Consider the following 17,562-nt stretch of genomic DNA (forward strand, 5'->3'; position numbering starts at 1 on the left):
CTTGGCGAATGACCGAAGACAACTCGCGTCAACACGGTGAACCATCGATAAACGGTTTGCCCCAGTCGCACGACATGTATCCACCGGCTCAGGGCTATTCACCCACGCAATCTGTGTTCCAGGATATTCGGATCGGTGACTACACCCGCGACGGGACAGCCGCCGTACTGCTGTTCGTGTCGTTCTTCTTACCGTGGAGCATGACCGTCGGAATAACCCGCGTCGGTTCGAGTGGTCTTGTCGCGCTCATTGTTCTGCCGATACTGCTGTCGCTGGTGTCACTGTCTCTGCCGTACGTGGCGCGCCTCGGAATGCTCGGGCCGAATTGGAACGTCGGACAGATACGTGTGCTGCGTCTGGTGGCCAACGCGCCCCTCCTTTCTGCCGTCGTGGGTTTGGTCGTCTACGACGTCATTCGAGGAATGTTTCGATTCAGCGAGAGTTCGAGTATTTTCACCGGCAACGGCGTCGGCGCCGGAGCGTGGTTCGGGCTTGCCGGTGCCTTGCTCGCAGCTCAACCGCGAGCGGCCGAAATTCGCATCGACCCTCGAACTGCGCCGCGATGGTTGGCGTTGGTGAAGCCGCTTGTGTTTGTGGCTTGGGGGTCGTCAGTGGCCTCGGCGCTACTCGCGCTGATCTACATCCTGGTCTCCGCCAGTCGCTACCGATATTACGACGGGCCGCAGACATTCGAGAGCCTGATCGTTCTCTTCGTGTCGTCGGCCGTTCCGATCGTCGTGGTGGGTGTTGCGGCAGTAGGTCTCGCCAGACGGTTTGCGTCCTGGCGCCTCACCATCGCCGCGCTCGGCATCGCTCTCCTCGCAGCCGGATTACTCCACTCGATCAGCGAGGGCACAAGTGTCGAACTGTTCCACACGGTCACGGCTAGTCCGTACTACGGCATCACGTTCTTGATTGCCGCAGCCGCAATTACATTCATTCCATTCGGTGTTGCATCCGTCGGCGACGGGACGCACCCCGGATACGTCTGGCTCGCAGCGGCACGAAACGGCATGCTGTTGATCGCGGTGTGGAGCTTCGGTGTTGGATTCTCTCAGATCGCAATGGCAGCAACGCAATTTGGCATCGTGCCGTGGGGAGATGCGTTAGTGCTCGCTGTTCTCGCGATACTCGTCGCGATTCTTGCCGTCGTCGGAGTCAAATCACTGTCGCTGCGGTATTCTTCGCTCGACCCTCGCCCGTCACGCGAGGTCTGTCTCGGAGTCTGTGTCGGCTTGCTGGTCCTGATGATCGCTCGTCTCGTGGTGCAGTCGGCCATGTACGGCGAAATATATTACAGTTCATGGATATTCGATCTCGCCATGGCGGTGCTGGTAGTTGTGGTCGCTCTCCCCCTCACAGTCTCACCGGCTGTTCGGAATTTGTATGCGGGGGTGCAACTGTTCGCGTCAGCCACCACGGTTACAGCTGCGGTACCGAATGTCGGACAGCCCGTTCAGCCTTCGCGGCGTGCTCTCGAGGCTGCGGATCCGCGGACTCCGGCGGCGGTGCTGTTCGAGATCGCGTCGAGTTCGCCGGAGTTGCGGCCGGCGATTGCCGCGAATCCGTCGACGTACGACGATCTTGTGACGTGGCTCGAAGCGTTGGGTGATCCTGCTGTGGATGCGGCATTGGATCGAAGGGCTGCTGGTCAATTCGGTCTACCTGAACCCGAACCCGAACCCGAACCCGTCCCCGTGCAGCCTTCGGGACGTGCTCTCGAGGCTGCGGATCCGCGGACTCCGGCGGCGGTGCTGTTCGCGATCGCGTCGAGTTCGCCGGAGTTGCGGCCGGCGATTGCCGCGAATCCGTCGACGTACGACGACCTTGTTACGTGGCTCGAAGCGTTGGGTGATCCTGCTGTGGATGCGGCGTTAGATCGAAGGACTGCTGGTCAATTCGGCCTAGTCGGACACGAACCCGACCCCGAACCTGCGACAGAGATGTTCATATCGAGTGCACCGGAATCCCGCTCCAGCGGCGCCCCTGTGCATTCGGCCGAACCGCAGCTGGCCGTACCGCAACTGGCCGTGCCGCAACCGAACCCGGGGTATGTGCCGACCGGCGTTCCACTCCTGCCTGGTGGGTTTCGGCCGGCCGGCACCGGGATACGAGTTGCCGCGCGGTTCATCGATTTTGCCATTCTCGGAGTTGTATCGGTCGTCGGCGGAATGATCTCCACCGCGACGCTCGGAAGCGCTTTCGACTTCGATGCCTACCGGACAAGTTCGGGTCTGATCGGCCTGCTGATCGGGATCGGTTCGATCGTGTACTTCGTGTGGGGAGAGTCGGCATTCGGGGTAACCCTGGGCAAACTCGCCCTCGGAATAGGCGTTCGCTCGATAGGAGGTGCGCGTCCGACCCTGGCGCAGTCCTTCAAACGGAACGCATTCGTGATTCCCATGTACCTCGGATCGGCTGTTTCGGCGTTGGCCATGCTCGGTAGTGGCGACGAGCTTGTCGGCATGCTGAGTTCGATGTCGTTGGGCAGTATCGCCAGTATCCTGGGTAATATTGTAACGGTGGGTATTTCGATCGCGATCATCGTTTCGATCAGTGGCGCACCGGACGTACGCGGCTTTCACGATCGGATGGCTGACGCCGTCGTCGTGGTCACCCGACAGTAGCCGAGCACGCTTTGACGGAGGCGACTTGTCTCAGAGCGTCAGCAGTTTCTTCTGCACCTTGCCCATGGCGTTGCGGGGCAAGCTGTCGACCAGACAAACCTGGCGAGGACGCTTGTGGATCGACAGCGATTCGGCGACGAAGTCCGAAACCACTGCGCAGTCGGCTACTTCCCCGACGATGAAGGCGACTATGCGCTGTCCGAGGTCGTCGTCCGGCACACCGACGACGGCGGCTTCGCGAACCCCCGGGTACGCCAGAAGCGCCTGTTCCACCTCGCCTGCACCGATGCGGTATCCACCGGACTTGATCATGTCGACAGACTCGCGTCCGACGATGCGGTGGAATCCGCTGTCGTCGATCACTGCGATGTCTCCGGTGCGGAACCAGCCGTCCTCTGTCATGGATTCCGCTGTCTTCGAGGGGTTCCCGAGGTACTCGTCGAAGAGCACGGCTCCCGAAACTTCCAGTTGCCCAAGCTGCTCACCGTCGCGCGCCGACAGTTCACCGTTCTCGCCGCGCAACCTCGTTCTGACACCGGGAACAGCGTGGCCGACCCAACCCGGGCGGCGTTCGCCGTCGTGCGTCGTGCTGACGGTGATGAGAGTTTCACTCATTCCGTAGCGCTCGACGGGAGCCAACCCGGTCAGCGATTTCATCCGCTCGAACAACGGAACCGGAAGTGGCGCGCTGCCGGACACGAGCAGACGCGCGGATCGCAATGCTGCTGCCGCCGAGGGATCTCCGCACACTCGTGACCAGACGGTCGGAACACCGAAGTACAGCGAGCCACCCGCTGCGGCATACGAATCCGGAGTTGGTCTGACGGTATGAATCAGCGCCGAACCCACGCGCAAGGCGCCCAACACGCCGAGAATCAACCCGTGGACGTGGAAGAGGGGCAGTCCGTGGACGAGTGTGTCCTCCGGAGTCCAATTCCACACGTGGGCAAGTGCGTCGAGATCCGCTGCGATCGATGCTCGCGAGAGGACGACGCCTTTCGGAGCTCCGGTGGTTCCCGAGGTGTACATGATCAGTGCAGTAGCTGCCGCGCTCGGTTCGGGATAGGACGTCGCGGATCGCGCGTGAATATCGATGGGAATCAACGGGATACTCGAATCCGTCGGCCCTTCTCCGAGTATCAGTTCGGCCTTGGAATCGGCGATGATGTGCTGACGTTCGAGCGGGCCGGAGTCCGGCGGGATCGGGACCACGGCAACACCGGCGATCAGCGCGCCGGTCACAGCAACGACCGTCTCGAGGCCGGCGGTGGCCTGTACTGCCACTCGCTGTGCGCCGTGGATTCGATCGGCGACCGCGGTGGCGGCGGCCAACAGGTCGGCGCGAGAGAGGGTTGCGCCTTCGCCGAAACTGACCGCCGCTCCGTGATCGTCGAAGAAGTGGGGGTCGAGGGAGCGCAAAAGTGTGGATTCGCTGTTCATTGTGAGTTTCCGTTCTTTGAAAGAAGTTTCAGACGGACCAGGGAACAACGAACAGCAGCCAGGCGAGGATCGGCGTCACGACCATGATGGTCATGCCCCACCGCATCGTCCGCCCGAACACCACGTCGCGTTCTTCCGGAGCGGCGTTCGCCACCACCAGTGCGCCGTTGGTCGAGAACGGACTGCAATCGACCAGAGACGACGAGATCGCCAGCGCGATGACCAGGCCGGTCGCATTGACCTGACCGGTCATGAGAAAGGGAATTGCCAAGGGAATGAGTGCTCCGAGGATTCCCGTGGTGGATGCAAACGCCGAGACGATCGCGCCGATCAGACAGATCAAGAAGGCCGCGAGGAGCGGAATGCCTACGTGCGCTACCGAATCCCCGAGCCACTGGACGGTGTTCTGGTTCTGCAGTAGGGCCACGTACGTGACGATTCCGCCGATGAGGAGCACGGTGCCCCAGCTGATCTTGTCGACGGCTCCGCGGGCGGAGGCCGGGAATATCAGGGTGAGAAGTACCGCGACGGTCAGTGCGGTGGATCCGACGTCGAGGTCGAAGACCAAGGCGCCGAGGGCAAGTGACGCCAGTCCGAGCAGGGTGAGTCGCCGCTCGAGATTGAGTGCTCCCTCGTGCGGAGCGGTCCCACCCGAGGACCTACCGCCACCCTTCGAGCTGTCGCCGGAACCCGAACCGGTGATGGTGTCGCCACCGCCCGACGCGTTTCCGACTGCGCTGACGAGCACGCGTTCCGAGGCGCCGCGAGCGATCAGTGCGCGACCGCCGAACGAGACGTACGCGATGGCAGCGACAACGGCCGCGGCCGCGAAGGTCGAGACGAACAGCAAGGCCGGGCTCGACGGGAGACCGTTCTGGCGCATGACGTCGTTGGTGATCACGCCGAAGATTCCGATGGGGGAGAAGCTGCCCGCCGTTGCGCCCTGGACGACCATGAAGCCCATCAGCATGGGGTGGATCCGGTAGCGGGTGGCGAAGCCCATCGCCACGGGCGCGATGATGGCGACGGCAGCGGGACTGACCGCACCCATGGCGGTCACGGCCGCGCACACCGCGAACATCGCCCACGGCACGAGGGCCACTCGTCCTCTGACCGCCCGCACTGCCGCGTGAATGATCCAGTCGACCGTGCCGTTGTTTCTGGCCAGCGCGAACAGGTAAGTGACACCGACCAGGATGACGAAGAGGCTGGCCGGGAAGCCGTCGAGGATCTCGCTGGTATCGACGGTGAAGACCAGTGTTCCGACGACGAAGGCAGCCACCAGGGCAAGCGCACCCATGTTCACCGACCTCACGGTGGATATGACGAACACCAGGACAAGTACTGACAGGGCTATGACATTTGCCATCGAACTCTCAATCCGTTCGCGACCATCTTGTGGTCTGCATCACTTGGAATTGGCCTAGCCTCTCTGCCACTGCGCCATTTGTCAAGTACACTCCGAGGCATGAATTCGACGTCATCGCCCGGCTCGCGCTCGGGCCTGCCCGGACGATTGAAGCGTCCGCGTCTGTACGAGCAGTTGGCCGAGCACATCTCGAATTTCATCGAGGCTCAAGGTCTTTCGCCCGGCGATCGGCTTCCTCCCGAACGCAGCCTGGCTGCCGAACTCGGCGTGAGTCGCGCGTCGCTCGCTCAGGCGCTCGTTGCCCTCGAAATCCGGGGCCGAGTCGAAATCCAGCACGGCAACGGTGCAGTGATTCGTGAAGCTCCGACGCCTGACGCGGGCCGCTCTGCGGACTCGGGAGTGCGGCTACAGGACCGAACCGTCGACGAACTGACTGCGGCCAGGGAAGCGATCATGGCTGGTTTGGCGCGGGCCGCGGCGTCGAATCCCAACGCTGCGCTGCGGGTCGCGATGCTGACCGACGACGGGACCGCGAGAAACTTCGCCGAGACGTGGCGCTGCGTCAGGCACCTGGCCGGTGGCGGCTTGTTGGCCGATCTCGACGACACTATCGCCCAGCAGGCGGACGTGCCCGAGTCCTCGGCTCGGCTGTCTGCGCGGCTCGATCAGCTCGCTCACCGCATCATCGACGGTGACCCGTCGGGTGCCGCTGACGCTGTTGCGGGAATCCTCTCCGGCACGGCCTGACGAATAACGACGGACGAGCGTCGGAAAAGCGCACGATAACCACTGTGAGCGTGTTCGCTCACGGGAAACTGTGCTGCGACGTAGCCCGGGAACCTGATCGGCAATACGCACGTTGAACACAGTGACGACCGTTCCGACCAAGCGGCACGGCTGCTGGCGGGCATCGATGGGGCCGATCGCGGTAACCTGCAGGTGTCCGGTTGGCAGCCGGAAGGCGACCTGGCAGACCCGCACTCTCGAAAGGACCGGCCACATCGGCCGACCTGTATGAACCGTAAGACTGTGTTCCGTAACGTGCTACTCGTAGCCGTCGTGCTGTTGGTGATCTATGCCTTCAGCTACTTCAGCAACGACACCCGCGACTTCAAGACCGTCGACACCTCGGTCGCGATCTCCCAACTCGACGCCAAGAACGTTGCGTCGGCGCAGATCGACGACCGTGAGCAGCAGGTTCGTCTGTGGCTCAAGAACGGCAACGACGCCACCGACGGTAAGACGCAGATCCTGGCGAAGTACCCCGCGAGTGCGTCGGAGCAGATCTTCGACAAGGTCGAAGGCGCCGGAGCGGACAAGTTCAACACGACGGTCACTCAGGAGAGCTGGCTGACGTCGATCCTTCTGTTCGTGCTGCCGATGATCATTCTGTTCGGCATCTTCTTCTTCGTCATGAACCGGATGCAGGGCGGCGGTGGTCGCGGCGGAGTCATGGGATTCGGTAAGTCGAAGGCCAAGCAGCTCACCAAGGACATGCCGAAAACCACGTTCGCCGACGTCGCCGGTGCGGACGAGGCTGTCGAAGAGCTGTACGAGATCAAGGACTTCCTGCAGAACCCGGCTCGCTACCAGGCGCTCGGCGCCAAGATTCCGCGCGGTGTGCTGCTGTACGGCCCTCCCGGAACCGGTAAGACGCTGCTCGCTCGCGCTGTTGCAGGCGAAGCCGGTGTCCCGTTCTTCACCATCTCCGGTTCGGACTTCGTCGAGATGTTCGTCGGTGTCGGTGCCTCGCGTGTTCGCGACATGTTCGAGCAGGCCAAGCAGAACAGCCCCTGCATCATCTTCGTCGACGAGATCGACGCCGTCGGTCGTCAGCGCGGAGCAGGCCTGGGCGGCGGACACGACGAGCGCGAGCAGACACTCAACCAGTTGCTCGTCGAGATGGACGGCTTCGGTGATCGCACCGGCATCATCTTGATCGCCGCAACCAACCGCCCCGACATCTTGGATCCCGCACTGCTGCGTCCGGGACGCTTCGATCGCCAGATTCCGGTCGGCGCCCCCGACCTCGCCGGTCGCCGCGCGATCCTGCGCGTGCACTCGCAGGGCAAGCCGATCGATCCCAACGCCGACCTCGAAGGTCTCGCCAAGCGGACCGTCGGCATGTCCGGCGCCGATCTTGCGAACGTCATCAACGAGGCTGCGCTGCTCACCGCACGCGAAAACGGGACCGTCATCACCGAAGCGTCGCTCGAGGAATCGGTGGACCGTGTTGTCGGTGGACCGCGGCGTAAGAGTCGCATCATCAGCGAGCACGAGAAGAAGATCACGGCGTACCACGAGGGCGGTCACACGCTGGCTGCTTGGGCAATGCCTGACATCGAGCCGGTCTACAAGGTCACGATCCTCGCTCGCGGTCGCACCGGCGGTCACGCGATGACGGTGCCCGAGGACGACAAGGGTTTGATGACGCGTTCCGAGATGATCGCTCGTCTCGTCATGGCAATGGGTGGACGCGCCGCCGAGGAGCTCGTGTTCCACGAGCCCACCACCGGAGCGTCGTCGGATATCGACATGGCGACCAAGATCGCCCGCGCAATGGTCACCGAATACGGCATGAGCGCCAAGCTCGGCGCAGTTCGCTACGGACAGGAGGGCGGGGATCCGTTCCTCGGCCGTTCAATGGGCGTTCAGTCCGACTACTCCCACGAGATCGCCCGCGAAATCGACGAGGAGGTGCGCAACCTCATCGAGGCAGCGCACACCGAAGCGTGGGCCATCCTCAACGAGTACCGCGATGCGCTCGACCTCATCGCGACCGAACTGCTCGAGCGTGAGACGTTGACTCGCAAGGACCTCGAGAAGATCCTTGCCGGCGTCGAAAAGCGTCCGCGCATCACGGCTTTCAACGATTTCGGTGGGCGTACGCCTTCGGATCGTCCGCCGGTGAAGACTCCGCGCGAACTCGCAATCGAGCGCGGCGAGACGTGGCCGGAGCCCGCTGCCGCACCTGTTCTCGTCAAGGCAGGCGCACCCAACAGCGGTGCCCCCAACGGTGGTGTCCCCAACAACGGTGGTCTCCCCAACAACGGCAACCAGGGACCTTCCAACGGCTACGCACAGCCTTCGTACCCACAGCCGAGTGCTCCGCAGCAGACGCCGCAACCGGGAACACCGGACTACGGAGCGCCCGCCGGATGGTCGGCACCGGGTTGGCCTCCGCGTGAGAATCCGTCTCCGACGTACCCCGGACAGCAGTCGGGTGGATACACCGGTGGACAGAATCCGACCCCGCCGAACCAGTCGCAGGGCCAGTACGGACAGCCCCAACACGGTCAGCCCCAGCCCGATCAGGGGCAGTACGGTCAGCCGCATCCGGGCCAGCAGGCGTACCCGGAGCAGCCGCATCCCGGCCGCCGTTACCCCGCGCAGCCCGATTACCCGGTGCAGTACCCGGACGGTGGACCCTTCGCCGATCCGAATCGGGGAAACCCGTCCGGCGAAAACCAGTGGCAGAGCCCCACGCCGGAACAACCGCAGACTCCGCCGCCGCATCATTCGGCTGAGGACGACGGCCCGAGCACCGCTCGCTGGGACGGACCGGACGGATCTCGCTGACCCTGCGCCACTAGGCTCTGCGGCGGGGGACCTGTGAACAATTCTCGAGGAGAGTTCGGTTGTCGGTGAATGATGTGGCCAGTGAACTGGTGTCGCTCGGAACGGGCCGCCCGTTCGATCAGGCGCGGGCAGAGGCTGCCGTACGGGAATTGTTGATCGCGGTCGGTGAAGATCCGGAGCGTCCAGGCCTGCTCGATACGCCGGCCCGGGTTGCGCGCTCGTACAAGGAGATCTTCGCGGGTCTGTACTCCGAGCCCGACGACGCGTTGAACACAACTTTCGACGAGGGCCACCAGGAATTGGTGCTCGTGCGAGACATTCCGATGTTCTCGACGTGCGAGCACCACCTGGTGTCCTTCCACGGCGTCGCCCACGTTGGCTACATCCCCGGAAAGTCGGGCAAGGTCACCGGTTTGTCGAAGCTCGCGCGTGTCGTCGATCTGTACGCCAAGCGTCCGCAGGTTCAAGAACGCCTGACCAGTCAGATCGCGGATGCTTTGATGCGCAAGCTCGACCCCCGTGGAGCCATCGTCGTCATCGAAGCCGAGCATCTCTGCATGGCGATGCGCGGTATCCGCAAGCCCGGAGCCAGCACGACCACGTCTGCGGTTCGTGGGCTCCTGCAATCCAGCGCGGCCTCACGGTCCGAAGCGCTGGACCTCATCCTGCGTAAGTGAGCGAGATGTCCGCGGCTCCCGTTGCAGGCAGCGATCCGGCCCGGATGGTCGTGATGGGGATTCTGAACGTCACCGCCGATTCGTTTTCCGACGGTGGTCAATTTCTCGATCGTGACGCGGCGATCGCTCGCGGGCTCGAACTGCAACGCATAGGCGTCGACATCGTCGACGTCGGCGGCGAGTCGACGCGCCCGGGAGCCACCCGCGTCGATCCGAAACTCGAGGCTGATCGTATTGCCCCGGTGATCGAAGAACTCGTGGCAGCAGGAATCCGCGTCAGTGTCGACACGATGCGCGCTTCCGTCGCCGCCGCCGCGATCGAAGCGGGTGCAGGGATCGTCAACGACGTATCGGGTGGTCGCGCAGACCCCGACATGGCATCCGTTGTGGCCGACGCCGGAGTGCCCTGGATTCTCATGCATTGGCGCTCGGCCGGTGACTACGTCCATCGTGGCAGCGCCGATCAGTACGACCACGTGGTCCGTGACGTCCGTGACGAACTGCTGTCGCAGGTCGATCTGGCGTTGAAGGCCGGTGTCGATTCGTCGTCGATCATCCTCGACCCCGGCCTCGGGTTCGCGAAGAACGCCGACCACAACTGGGCACTGTTGCGAGCACTACCCGAGTTCAACGCGACCGGATTCCCGGTGCTCGTCGGAGCCTCCCGCAAGCGTTTCCTCGGGTCTCTGCTCAGCGATCCCGACGGCAATCCCCGTCCGCCCGGTGGGCGCGAGACTGCGACGGCCGTGGTCTCCGCGCTTGCGGCGCGTGAGGGTGCCTGGGGAGTTCGGGTGCACGACGCACAAGCCTCGCTCGACGCCATTGCCGTGGTCGACGCCTGGAACCGTGGACGAGAAAGGGCCTGAAATGGGGGACCGAATCGAATTGCGCGGACTGAAGGTTCGCGGCAACCACGGAGTGTTCGACCACGAGAAGCGTGACGGTCAGGACTTCTTCATCGACATCACCGTGTGGATGGACCTGGCTCCAGCCGCAGCGTCGGACGACCTGACTCAGACTCTGCACTACGGCGAGTTGGCGGAGGCCGCCGCAGCCATCGTCGCCGGCCCGTCGCGCGATCTCATCGAGACCGTCGCTGCGGAGATCGCGGACGACGTCATGAAGGATTCGCGGGTCGAGAGCGTCGAGGTCGTGGTCCACAAACCTTCGGCACCGATTCCGCTGGTTTTTGCGGACGTTGCCGTCGTCGCACATCGGACCCGATCGGCATGACGCGCGCTGTTCTGTCGATCGGTTCCAACATCGGCGACAGCGTGGCTCACCTGCAGTCCGTTGTCGACGGGTTGGGCAGCGCCGTCGTTGCTGTCTCACCGGTCTACTCGACCGCGCCGTGGGGTGGCGTCGAGCAGCAGGATTTCTACAACGCGGTGGTGGTGGTCGACGATCCCGAAGCCGATGCCGCTGAATGGCTTCGCCGCTCGCAAGCTCTCGAGGAAGCCGCAGACCGGGTGCGCGAACAGCGGTGGGGGCCACGGAGCCTGGACGTGGACGTGGTCGACTGCGAAGGCGTCGTCAGTTCCGATCCCGTGCTCACACTTCCGCATCCGCGCGCGCATCTTCGGGCATTCGTTCTCGTTCCCTGGCTGGACGTCGAGCCTGACGCGACGCTGATCGTCGACGGCCAGAAGTTGCCGGTGGCACAAATTCTCGACGGCCTCGATCGCACTGAGCGCGAAGGTGTCCGCACTACCGATGTGGTGCTTGCGCGGTGACCGAAAACGACAAGGGTTTGAAGCCGACCCGGATCAGTGAACTCGTGGTACTCGCTGCAGTGGCGGCCGTGGCCACCTGGATTCTGATTCGCGTGTTCTACGGTTCGATGCCGCCCATCCCTGTTTATGCAGGAGCGTCGCTGTACTTCGTGGCTGTTGCCGAGGCCGTCTTCGCTTTTGTCATTCGTTCGCGCGTCAAGAATCGTCAGGTCGGTGACGGGCTCAGACAGCTTCATCCGATCACCGCCGCCCGCGCACTGGCATTGGCAAAAGCATCCGCTTTGGTCGGTTCAGCTACCGTCGGTGTCTGGGTCGGAGTGTTGGTGTATCTCATCCCACAGCGCTCGGTTCTGCAGGCCGCGGCCTCCGACACGCCGGGCGCGTGGGTGGGGTTGGGCGCCGCAATTGCGCTGGTAGCGGCAGCTCTGTGGCTCGAACATTGTTGCAAGACGCCGGAAGATACACCTGACGAGCCCGCGCACTGACAGCCTGGTCGGCAAATCACCCACCGAGGTACGTGGCGACCCCGGTCTCGGCAAGTACCCTGGCAACCATGACAAATTCTGGTCGATCGAAGTCTGCGCGCCGAAGCAAGCGCAGCGCGAGCCAGATGATCATTGCTGCTCTTCTGGCACTTGCTGTCATTGCTTCGCTGTTTCTGATCTTCAGCAACAGCGTTCAGCTTCTTCGGGTGGGTCTGGTCGTCGCTCTGTGGGCAGCCACCCTCGGCGCTATCGCAATGACCAAGTATCGGCGTGAGTCGGCACTGGACAAAGCCAAGGTTGCCGATCTCCAGACCGTCTACGAACTGCAGCTCGAACGTGAAATTTCTGCTCGACGCGAGTACGAACTGAGCGTCGAAGGTCGCGTGCGCCGCGAGGTGACCGCGGACGCGGAGGAACTGGCCGGGCTGCGCGCCGAATTGGTGGCGCTGCGCCGAAACCTCGAAGCACTGTTCGAAGGTGGACTGCTGCCCGAACAGACCGCGCTCAAGACCGATTCGACGCGAGTGCCGGAACTCGGCGGTAGTTCGTACGGCGCGTACCAGCCGGCACCGTCGGGGTTGTACGTTCCCGGCGCCGGCCAGAGCGGACCCAGCCAACCGACACCGAACGTCGGCGGCTTGGCATCGCCCAACGACGATCCGGTGACCGCTGAGACGACCGTCGTGTTCGCGGAGACGTCGTGGCGTGACAGTAGCTTCGTGGCGCCGCGCGTCATTCCGACGCAGAAGTCGCAAGAAACGCAGAAGCCCCAGAGCGGGAACCAAGCACCGAGTTCTCCGGTGAGTTCCTCGCCGTCACGAACGGTGAAAGACGTTCCGGTGAAGAAGGATCCGGAGCCGGTCGCGCCGGTCGAGCCTGAAGTCAAGGCTCCCGCCCAGGCCCCGAAGATCGAAGACGCCGTCATCGAAGACGCTGTCGTCGAAGAGGTGCCCGAGGTTGTCCCCGAAGTTGTCGCGGAAGGTGAACCCGAACCCGAACTCGCTGCGGAGCCTGATGCCGAGCCGCGCCGTCGTCGCCGTGCTGCCCCGGAAGATGCCGCCAGCGGTGCTCATTCCAACGGATTGACCGTCGCCGAAATCATGGCAAACCTGAGTTCGAACAATCCGTCCGAAGGCTCCGGTCGACGTCGTCGCCGAGAGGACTGAGTCGCAGATCACTCGCCCGGCCATGGCATGACGGTTCGGGCGAAGGATATCCTCGGACGCAGAACGTCTGGTACCCGCCGAGCGGGACTGGAACGAACGAGAGGAATCCGGTGACTTCCTTCGGGATCACTAATGGACCTGCACCTGCGCGATTGACGGTAGGAATTGTCTCCGCAGGCCGGGTCGGAACAGCTGTCGGTGCCGCATTGGAGCGAGCCGGTCATGTTGTCAGCGCTTGCTCCGCCGTCTCCACCGCCTCGGTCGCCCGCGCTGTGAAGCGGCTTCCCGATACCGAAATTCTTCCGGCTGCGGACGTCGCAGCTCGCTCCGAACTGCTGATTCTCGCAGTTCCTGACGACCAGCTTGCGGATCTTGTTCGAGGTCTCGCGGCCACCCAGGCCGTCAAGCCGGGCACGCTCGTCGCCCATACGTCCGGTGCCAACGGCATCGCGATCCTGGCCCCGCTGACCGAACTGGGCGCGCTGCCCTTGGCCATCCATCCGGCGATGACGTTCACCGGTCACGACGAGGACACTGCGCGTCTGTCGTCGGCATGCTTCGGAATCACTGCTGCCGACGACATCGGATACGCGATCGCGCAGTCACTGGTTCTCGAGATCGGCGGCGAGCCCGTCCGAGTACGCGAGGAGAACCGCGCGCTCTACCACGCGGCACTGGCGCACGGCAGTAATCACCTGGTCACGCTCGTAGTCGACGCCGTCGAGGCGCTGCGAGCGTCGTTGCAGGGCGACGAGCTGCTCGGTCAGCAGTTGGTCGACGGAGATCCGGGTGGGGTGGCCGAGCGTGTCCTGCAGCCGCTGCTGTCGGCGGCCTTGGACAACGCGCTACGACGCGGTCCCTCGGCGTTGACCGGCCCGGTGGCACGCGGTGACGCTGCTGCCGTCGACACACATTTGCGCGTACTGACAGACCTGGATCCGGAGCTCGCTGCCGGCTATCGAGCGATGTCCTTGCGATCGGCCCAGCGGGTGGGCGCCCCCACCGAATTGTTCGACATCTTGACTGAAACGGGAGGTGACCGTCGTGAGTGATCTGCAGGGCGGATACAAGCGCGGCGAACTGACGGTGCACCACGATCCGGACAAGCTTCGGCGCGTCTCGCGGGCACTGCGCGGTGTCGGGCGTCAGGTGGCGCTCGTTCCGACGATGGGTGCGCTGCACGCCGGCCACATCGAACTGGTTCGTCAGGCCAAGGTCACCGGCGCGGTCGTGATCGTTTCCATCTTCGTGAACCCGCTGCAGTTCGGTGCCGGCGAAGACTTGGACGCGTACCCACGCACTCTCGATGCGGATCTCGACCTGCTTCGCGCCGAGGGCGTCGAATTGGTGTTCGCGCCGAGCGTCAAGACGATGTACCCGCGTGGTCAGCGCACCACCATCGTGCCCGGGCCGTTGGGCAGCGAACTCGAAGGCGGCGCACGCCCGACGCACTTCGCAGGAATGTTGACCGTTGTGGCGAAGCTGCTGCAGATCGCGGCACCCAATCACGCGTACTTCGGTGAGAAGGACTACCAGCAGCTGACGCTCATTCGTCAGATGGTGTGGGATCTCAACTTCGACGTACAGATCATCGGAGTTCCGACGGTCCGCGAGTTCGACGGCCTCGCGTTGTCCTCTCGCAACCGCTACCTCGACGAGAGCCAGCGCACCGCGGCGGTCGCGCTGTCCGCAGCTCTGATCGCCGGTGCGCACGCGGCGGCCGGGGGCGCGGAAGCAATTCTGGAAACCGCACGCGCTGTTCTGGCAGCTGTTCCGGAAATCGAGGTCGACTACCTCGAGGTGCGGGGCGTAGATCTGGGCCCCGCGCCCGAGCGAGGCGACGGCCGGCTGTTGGTGGCCGCCAAGCTCGGAACCACCCGTTTGATCGACAACGTCGGTGTCGCGGTGGGAACCGGATTCCTCGAGCGTGACACCGACCCATCCGCCGACGCCATCGACGACCTGCTGTCTCACTGAGCACTTTTCACGAGTAAGGACCTGGATATGTTTCGCACGATGATGAAGTCGAAGATCCACCGCGCCACCGTGACTCACGCCGACCTGCATTACGTCGGTTCCGTCACGGTCGATCAGGATCTGATGGACGCCGCAGACCTCCTCGAAGGCGAACAGGTGTGCATCGTCGACATCGACAACGGTGCGCGTCTGGAGACGTACGTCATCGCCGGCGAGCGCGGCACTGGTGTCATCGGAATCAACGGTGCGGCAGCGCATCTGGTCAAGCCGGGTGACCTGGTCATCCTCATCGCCTACGGCGTGATGAACGAGCAGGAAGTCAAGGAGTACTCCCCGCGCGTCGTGTTCGTCGATGCCGACAACAAGCAGATCGAACTCGGCTCCGACCCGGCTCACGCGCCGGAGGGTTCGGGTCTGATCACCCCGCGCATGCTGTCGACACTCGAGGCCTCGCGCGAATCCAGCCTGGTGTAACCCATGCTGCTCACGGTCGACGTGCGGAACACCAATATCGTTCTGGGATTGTTTTCCGGGACTGGCGAGTATTCGAAGCTGTTGCAGGACTGGCGAATGCGAACCGACCCTCGGATGACTGCCGACGAGTTGGCGTTGACCTTCCGTGGGCTGTTGGGTACCCATGTCGATCAGATCACCGGCGTTGCGGCGCTGTCGACAGTGCCGTCCGTCTTGCGTGAAATCCGCGTGATGCTGGAGCGGTACTGGGGTCACGTTCCCCATGTGGTGGTCGAACCGGGTATTCGCACCGGTGTGCCACTGCTGGTGGACAACCCCAAAGAGGTGGGAGCCGACCGGATCGTCAACAGTCTTGCCGCGCACCATCTTTACGAGGGTCCGTGCATTGTCGTGGACTTCGGTACATCGACCTGTGTCGACGTCGTTTCCGCCAAGGGTGAGTTCCTGGGCGGCTGCATTGCGCCAGGACTCGAGATCTCCACCGATGCCTTGGCGTCGCAGTCCGCTGCGCTGCGCAAGGTCGAATTGGTGCGCCCGCGTTCGGTGGTCGGCAAGAACACTGTCGAATGCATGCAGTCCGGCGCGGTATTCGGCTTCGCCGGCCTCGTAGACGGACTGGTCAACCGCGTACGCGACGAACTACCGGAGTTCGGTGGTGACGACGTCTCCGTGATCGCAACGGGGGACAGCGCACCGCTGATCATCCCCGAATCCGACACTATCGATCACCTCGAACGGGACCTCACTCTCGAGGGGCTGAGGTTGGTCTTCGAGCGCAATCAGGCGCGTCGTGGATCCGGTCGACGACCCGTCGCCTGATCGATGGTTTTGCTCCAGCAGTTTCGCGATTGCGAAAGTTGTGCCACAATGGTGCTCGTGAATCGCTGCATGGGTGCTCAGGAGTGTTGTCGAGGCTGACCGCTGCCTTGACCAATTCACATTCCTTGGAGCTAGCTCGTGCTATCCACATATTCTGCAGATCTCTCTGTTTTGGCCCCGACTCTTACTGCTGACCGTGCTGTTTCCGCAGGTCGTAGCTCTAATCGTGGGGCATCTGGACGTCGTCCGAGTGGTGCGTCGTTGCCCACCCGCCTTCGTCCGGCCGATTTGCTGCGACTGACCGACGAGGGAGCGAACGGCGTGCTCGACGGCCGTTTCGATCACCTCATCCCCGATGCCTTCCCGACGCTCGACCGTTGGTCCACCCGCTTGCACGCGGACGACGACGTCGATGTGTGGCTCATCAGCTGGGTACCCGAACGCAATACCGAATTGCACGACCACGCAGGCTCGTTCGGCGCATTGACCGTCCTCAGCGGTTCTCTCACCGAATTCCGTTGGGCCGGTGACGCCCTGGTGGAACGCCAGCTCGACGCCGGCGATCAGGCTTCGTTCCCGCTCGGATGGGTTCACGATGTCGTGCGTTCGACGGATGCTCCCGGCGCTCCGGTCGAAATCAGCTCTGATGCACCGACTCTGAGTGTTCATGCTTACTCGCCGCCGCTGACGGCAATGTCCTACTACGAAGTGACGGATCACCGGACACTTCGCCGCACCCGTACCGAGCTGACCGACCTGCCCGAGGGGGGCACCAAATGACCATCGACCAAATGCTCGACGACGCTCGCGCACAGATCGATCGCATGTACGTTTTTCAGCTCACCGAAGCCTTTCACCGCGGAGCAATCTTCGTCGACATTCGTCCGCAGGCGCAGCGCGCCATCGAGGGAACTCTCCCCGGCGCACTCGCGATCGAGCGGAACGTGCTCGAGTGGCGCCTCGACCCCACCAGCAGCGCGCACCTTGCGCTGGCCACCGACCACGACGTCGAGTGGGTCATCGTCTGCTCCGAGGGCTACACCTCGAGCCTGGCCGCAGCGTCGTTGCAGCAGCTCGGCCTGCACAAGGCCACCGATCTGGTGGGCGGATACCAGGCGATCAAGGCTGCAGGTTTGCTCGGTGCGCTCAGCGGAGTGCGTCATTGCTCCCGCGAGTTGGCCGCTGTTTCCGCTCACTGACCCGTTTGCTGTGCGCC

At 63.5% G+C, this 17,562-nt stretch carries 17 protein-coding genes; 15 read left to right on the forward strand and 2 right to left on the reverse strand.

Features of this window, described 5'->3' with window-relative positions:
* Positions 1 to 8: 8 nt before the first annotated feature.
* Positions 9 to 2,627, forward strand: coding sequence for an RDD family protein (locus ABWI03_RS26490; protein ID WP_298773570.1), 2,619 nt, complete (start codon positions 9 to 11; stop codon positions 2,625 to 2,627).
* Positions 2,628 to 2,657: 30 nt separating this feature from the next.
* Here ABWI03_RS26490 and ABWI03_RS26495 read toward each other — a convergent pair whose 3' ends face one another.
* Positions 2,658 to 4,067, reverse strand: a complete 1,410-nt coding sequence (locus tag ABWI03_RS26495) for an acyl-CoA synthetase (RefSeq protein ID WP_298773572.1) — start codon at positions 4,065 to 4,067, stop codon at positions 2,658 to 2,660.
* 28 nt (positions 4,068 to 4,095) lie between these two features.
* On the reverse strand, positions 4,096 to 5,436 hold the full coding sequence (locus ABWI03_RS26500; protein ID WP_298773574.1) for an SLC13 family permease: 1,341 nt from the start codon (positions 5,434 to 5,436) through the stop codon (positions 4,096 to 4,098).
* A 99-nt stretch (positions 5,437 to 5,535) separates the two neighbouring features.
* Here ABWI03_RS26500 and ABWI03_RS26505 point away from each other — a divergent pair, with 99 nt between their 5' ends.
* The 14 genes from ABWI03_RS26505 (at position 5,536) to ABWI03_RS26570 (ending at position 17,545) form a co-directional block, all read left to right on the forward strand.
* Positions 5,536 to 6,183 (forward strand): FadR/GntR family transcriptional regulator, encoded by a 648-nt coding sequence (locus ABWI03_RS26505; protein ID WP_298773576.1) that lies wholly within the window; start codon positions 5,536 to 5,538, stop codon positions 6,181 to 6,183.
* Positions 6,184 to 6,450: 267 nt separating this feature from the next.
* On the forward strand, positions 6,451 to 9,015 hold the full coding sequence (ftsH, locus tag ABWI03_RS26510; RefSeq protein WP_166813239.1) for an ATP-dependent zinc metalloprotease FtsH: 2,565 nt from the start codon (positions 6,451 to 6,453) through the stop codon (positions 9,013 to 9,015).
* A 59-nt stretch (positions 9,016 to 9,074) separates the two neighbouring features.
* On the forward strand, positions 9,075 to 9,692 hold the full coding sequence (gene folE, locus ABWI03_RS26515) for a GTP cyclohydrolase I FolE (RefSeq protein ID WP_019746783.1): 618 nt from the start codon (positions 9,075 to 9,077) through the stop codon (positions 9,690 to 9,692).
* A gap of 5 nt (positions 9,693 to 9,697) precedes the next feature.
* Positions 9,698 to 10,558, forward strand: a complete 861-nt coding sequence (gene folP, locus ABWI03_RS26520; protein WP_041815553.1) for a dihydropteroate synthase — start codon at positions 9,698 to 9,700, stop codon at positions 10,556 to 10,558.
* A 1-nt stretch (position 10,559) separates the two neighbouring features.
* Positions 10,560 to 10,925 (forward strand): dihydroneopterin aldolase, encoded by a 366-nt coding sequence (gene folB / locus ABWI03_RS26525; protein ID WP_003945780.1) that lies wholly within the window; start codon positions 10,560 to 10,562, stop codon positions 10,923 to 10,925.
* Complete coding sequence (folK, locus tag ABWI03_RS26530; protein ID WP_003945848.1) at positions 10,922 to 11,425, forward strand: 2-amino-4-hydroxy-6-hydroxymethyldihydropteridine diphosphokinase; 504 nt, start codon at positions 10,922 to 10,924, stop codon at positions 11,423 to 11,425. Before folB ends, folK begins: the two co-directional genes overlap by 4 nt.
* Positions 11,426 to 11,442: 17 nt before the next feature.
* On the forward strand, positions 11,443 to 11,910 hold the full coding sequence (locus ABWI03_RS26535) for a DUF3180 domain-containing protein (protein ID WP_193783879.1): 468 nt from the start codon (positions 11,443 to 11,445) through the stop codon (positions 11,908 to 11,910).
* A gap of 68 nt (positions 11,911 to 11,978) precedes the next feature.
* Positions 11,979 to 13,076, forward strand: a complete 1,098-nt coding sequence (locus tag ABWI03_RS26540; protein ID WP_298773580.1) for a DUF6779 domain-containing protein — start codon at positions 11,979 to 11,981, stop codon at positions 13,074 to 13,076.
* Positions 13,077 to 13,186: 110 nt separating this feature from the next.
* On the forward strand, positions 13,187 to 14,128 hold the full coding sequence (locus ABWI03_RS26545) for a Rossmann-like and DUF2520 domain-containing protein (protein ID WP_298773582.1): 942 nt from the start codon (positions 13,187 to 13,189) through the stop codon (positions 14,126 to 14,128).
* Positions 14,121 to 15,053, forward strand: a complete 933-nt coding sequence (gene panC, locus ABWI03_RS26550) for a pantoate--beta-alanine ligase (RefSeq protein ID WP_185564832.1) — start codon at positions 14,121 to 14,123, stop codon at positions 15,051 to 15,053. Before ABWI03_RS26545 ends, panC begins: the two co-directional genes overlap by 8 nt.
* 27 nt (positions 15,054 to 15,080) lie before the next feature.
* Complete coding sequence (gene panD / locus ABWI03_RS26555; protein ID WP_003945761.1) at positions 15,081 to 15,527, forward strand: aspartate 1-decarboxylase; 447 nt, start codon at positions 15,081 to 15,083, stop codon at positions 15,525 to 15,527.
* Positions 15,528 to 15,530: 3 nt separating this feature from the next.
* Entirely contained in the window at positions 15,531 to 16,346 is an 816-nt protein-coding gene (locus tag ABWI03_RS26560; RefSeq protein ID WP_095970833.1) for a type III pantothenate kinase, read from the forward strand.
* Positions 16,347 to 16,607: 261 nt separating this feature from the next.
* Positions 16,608 to 17,126 carry a cysteine dioxygenase gene (locus tag ABWI03_RS26565; RefSeq protein ID WP_095970834.1) on the forward strand — a complete coding sequence of 173 codons (519 nt, stop codon included), beginning with the start codon at positions 16,608 to 16,610 and terminating at the stop codon, positions 17,124 to 17,126.
* Entirely contained in the window at positions 17,123 to 17,545 is a 423-nt protein-coding gene (locus tag ABWI03_RS26570) for a rhodanese-like domain-containing protein (protein WP_003945445.1), read from the forward strand. Before ABWI03_RS26565 ends, ABWI03_RS26570 begins: the two co-directional genes overlap by 4 nt.
* Positions 17,546 to 17,562 lie beyond the last annotated feature (17 nt).

This window comes from Rhodococcus baikonurensis (assembly GCF_040489275.1).
In the GTDB taxonomy this organism is placed as follows: Bacteria; Actinomycetota; Actinomycetes; order Mycobacteriales; family Mycobacteriaceae; genus Rhodococcus_F; species Rhodococcus_F baikonurensis.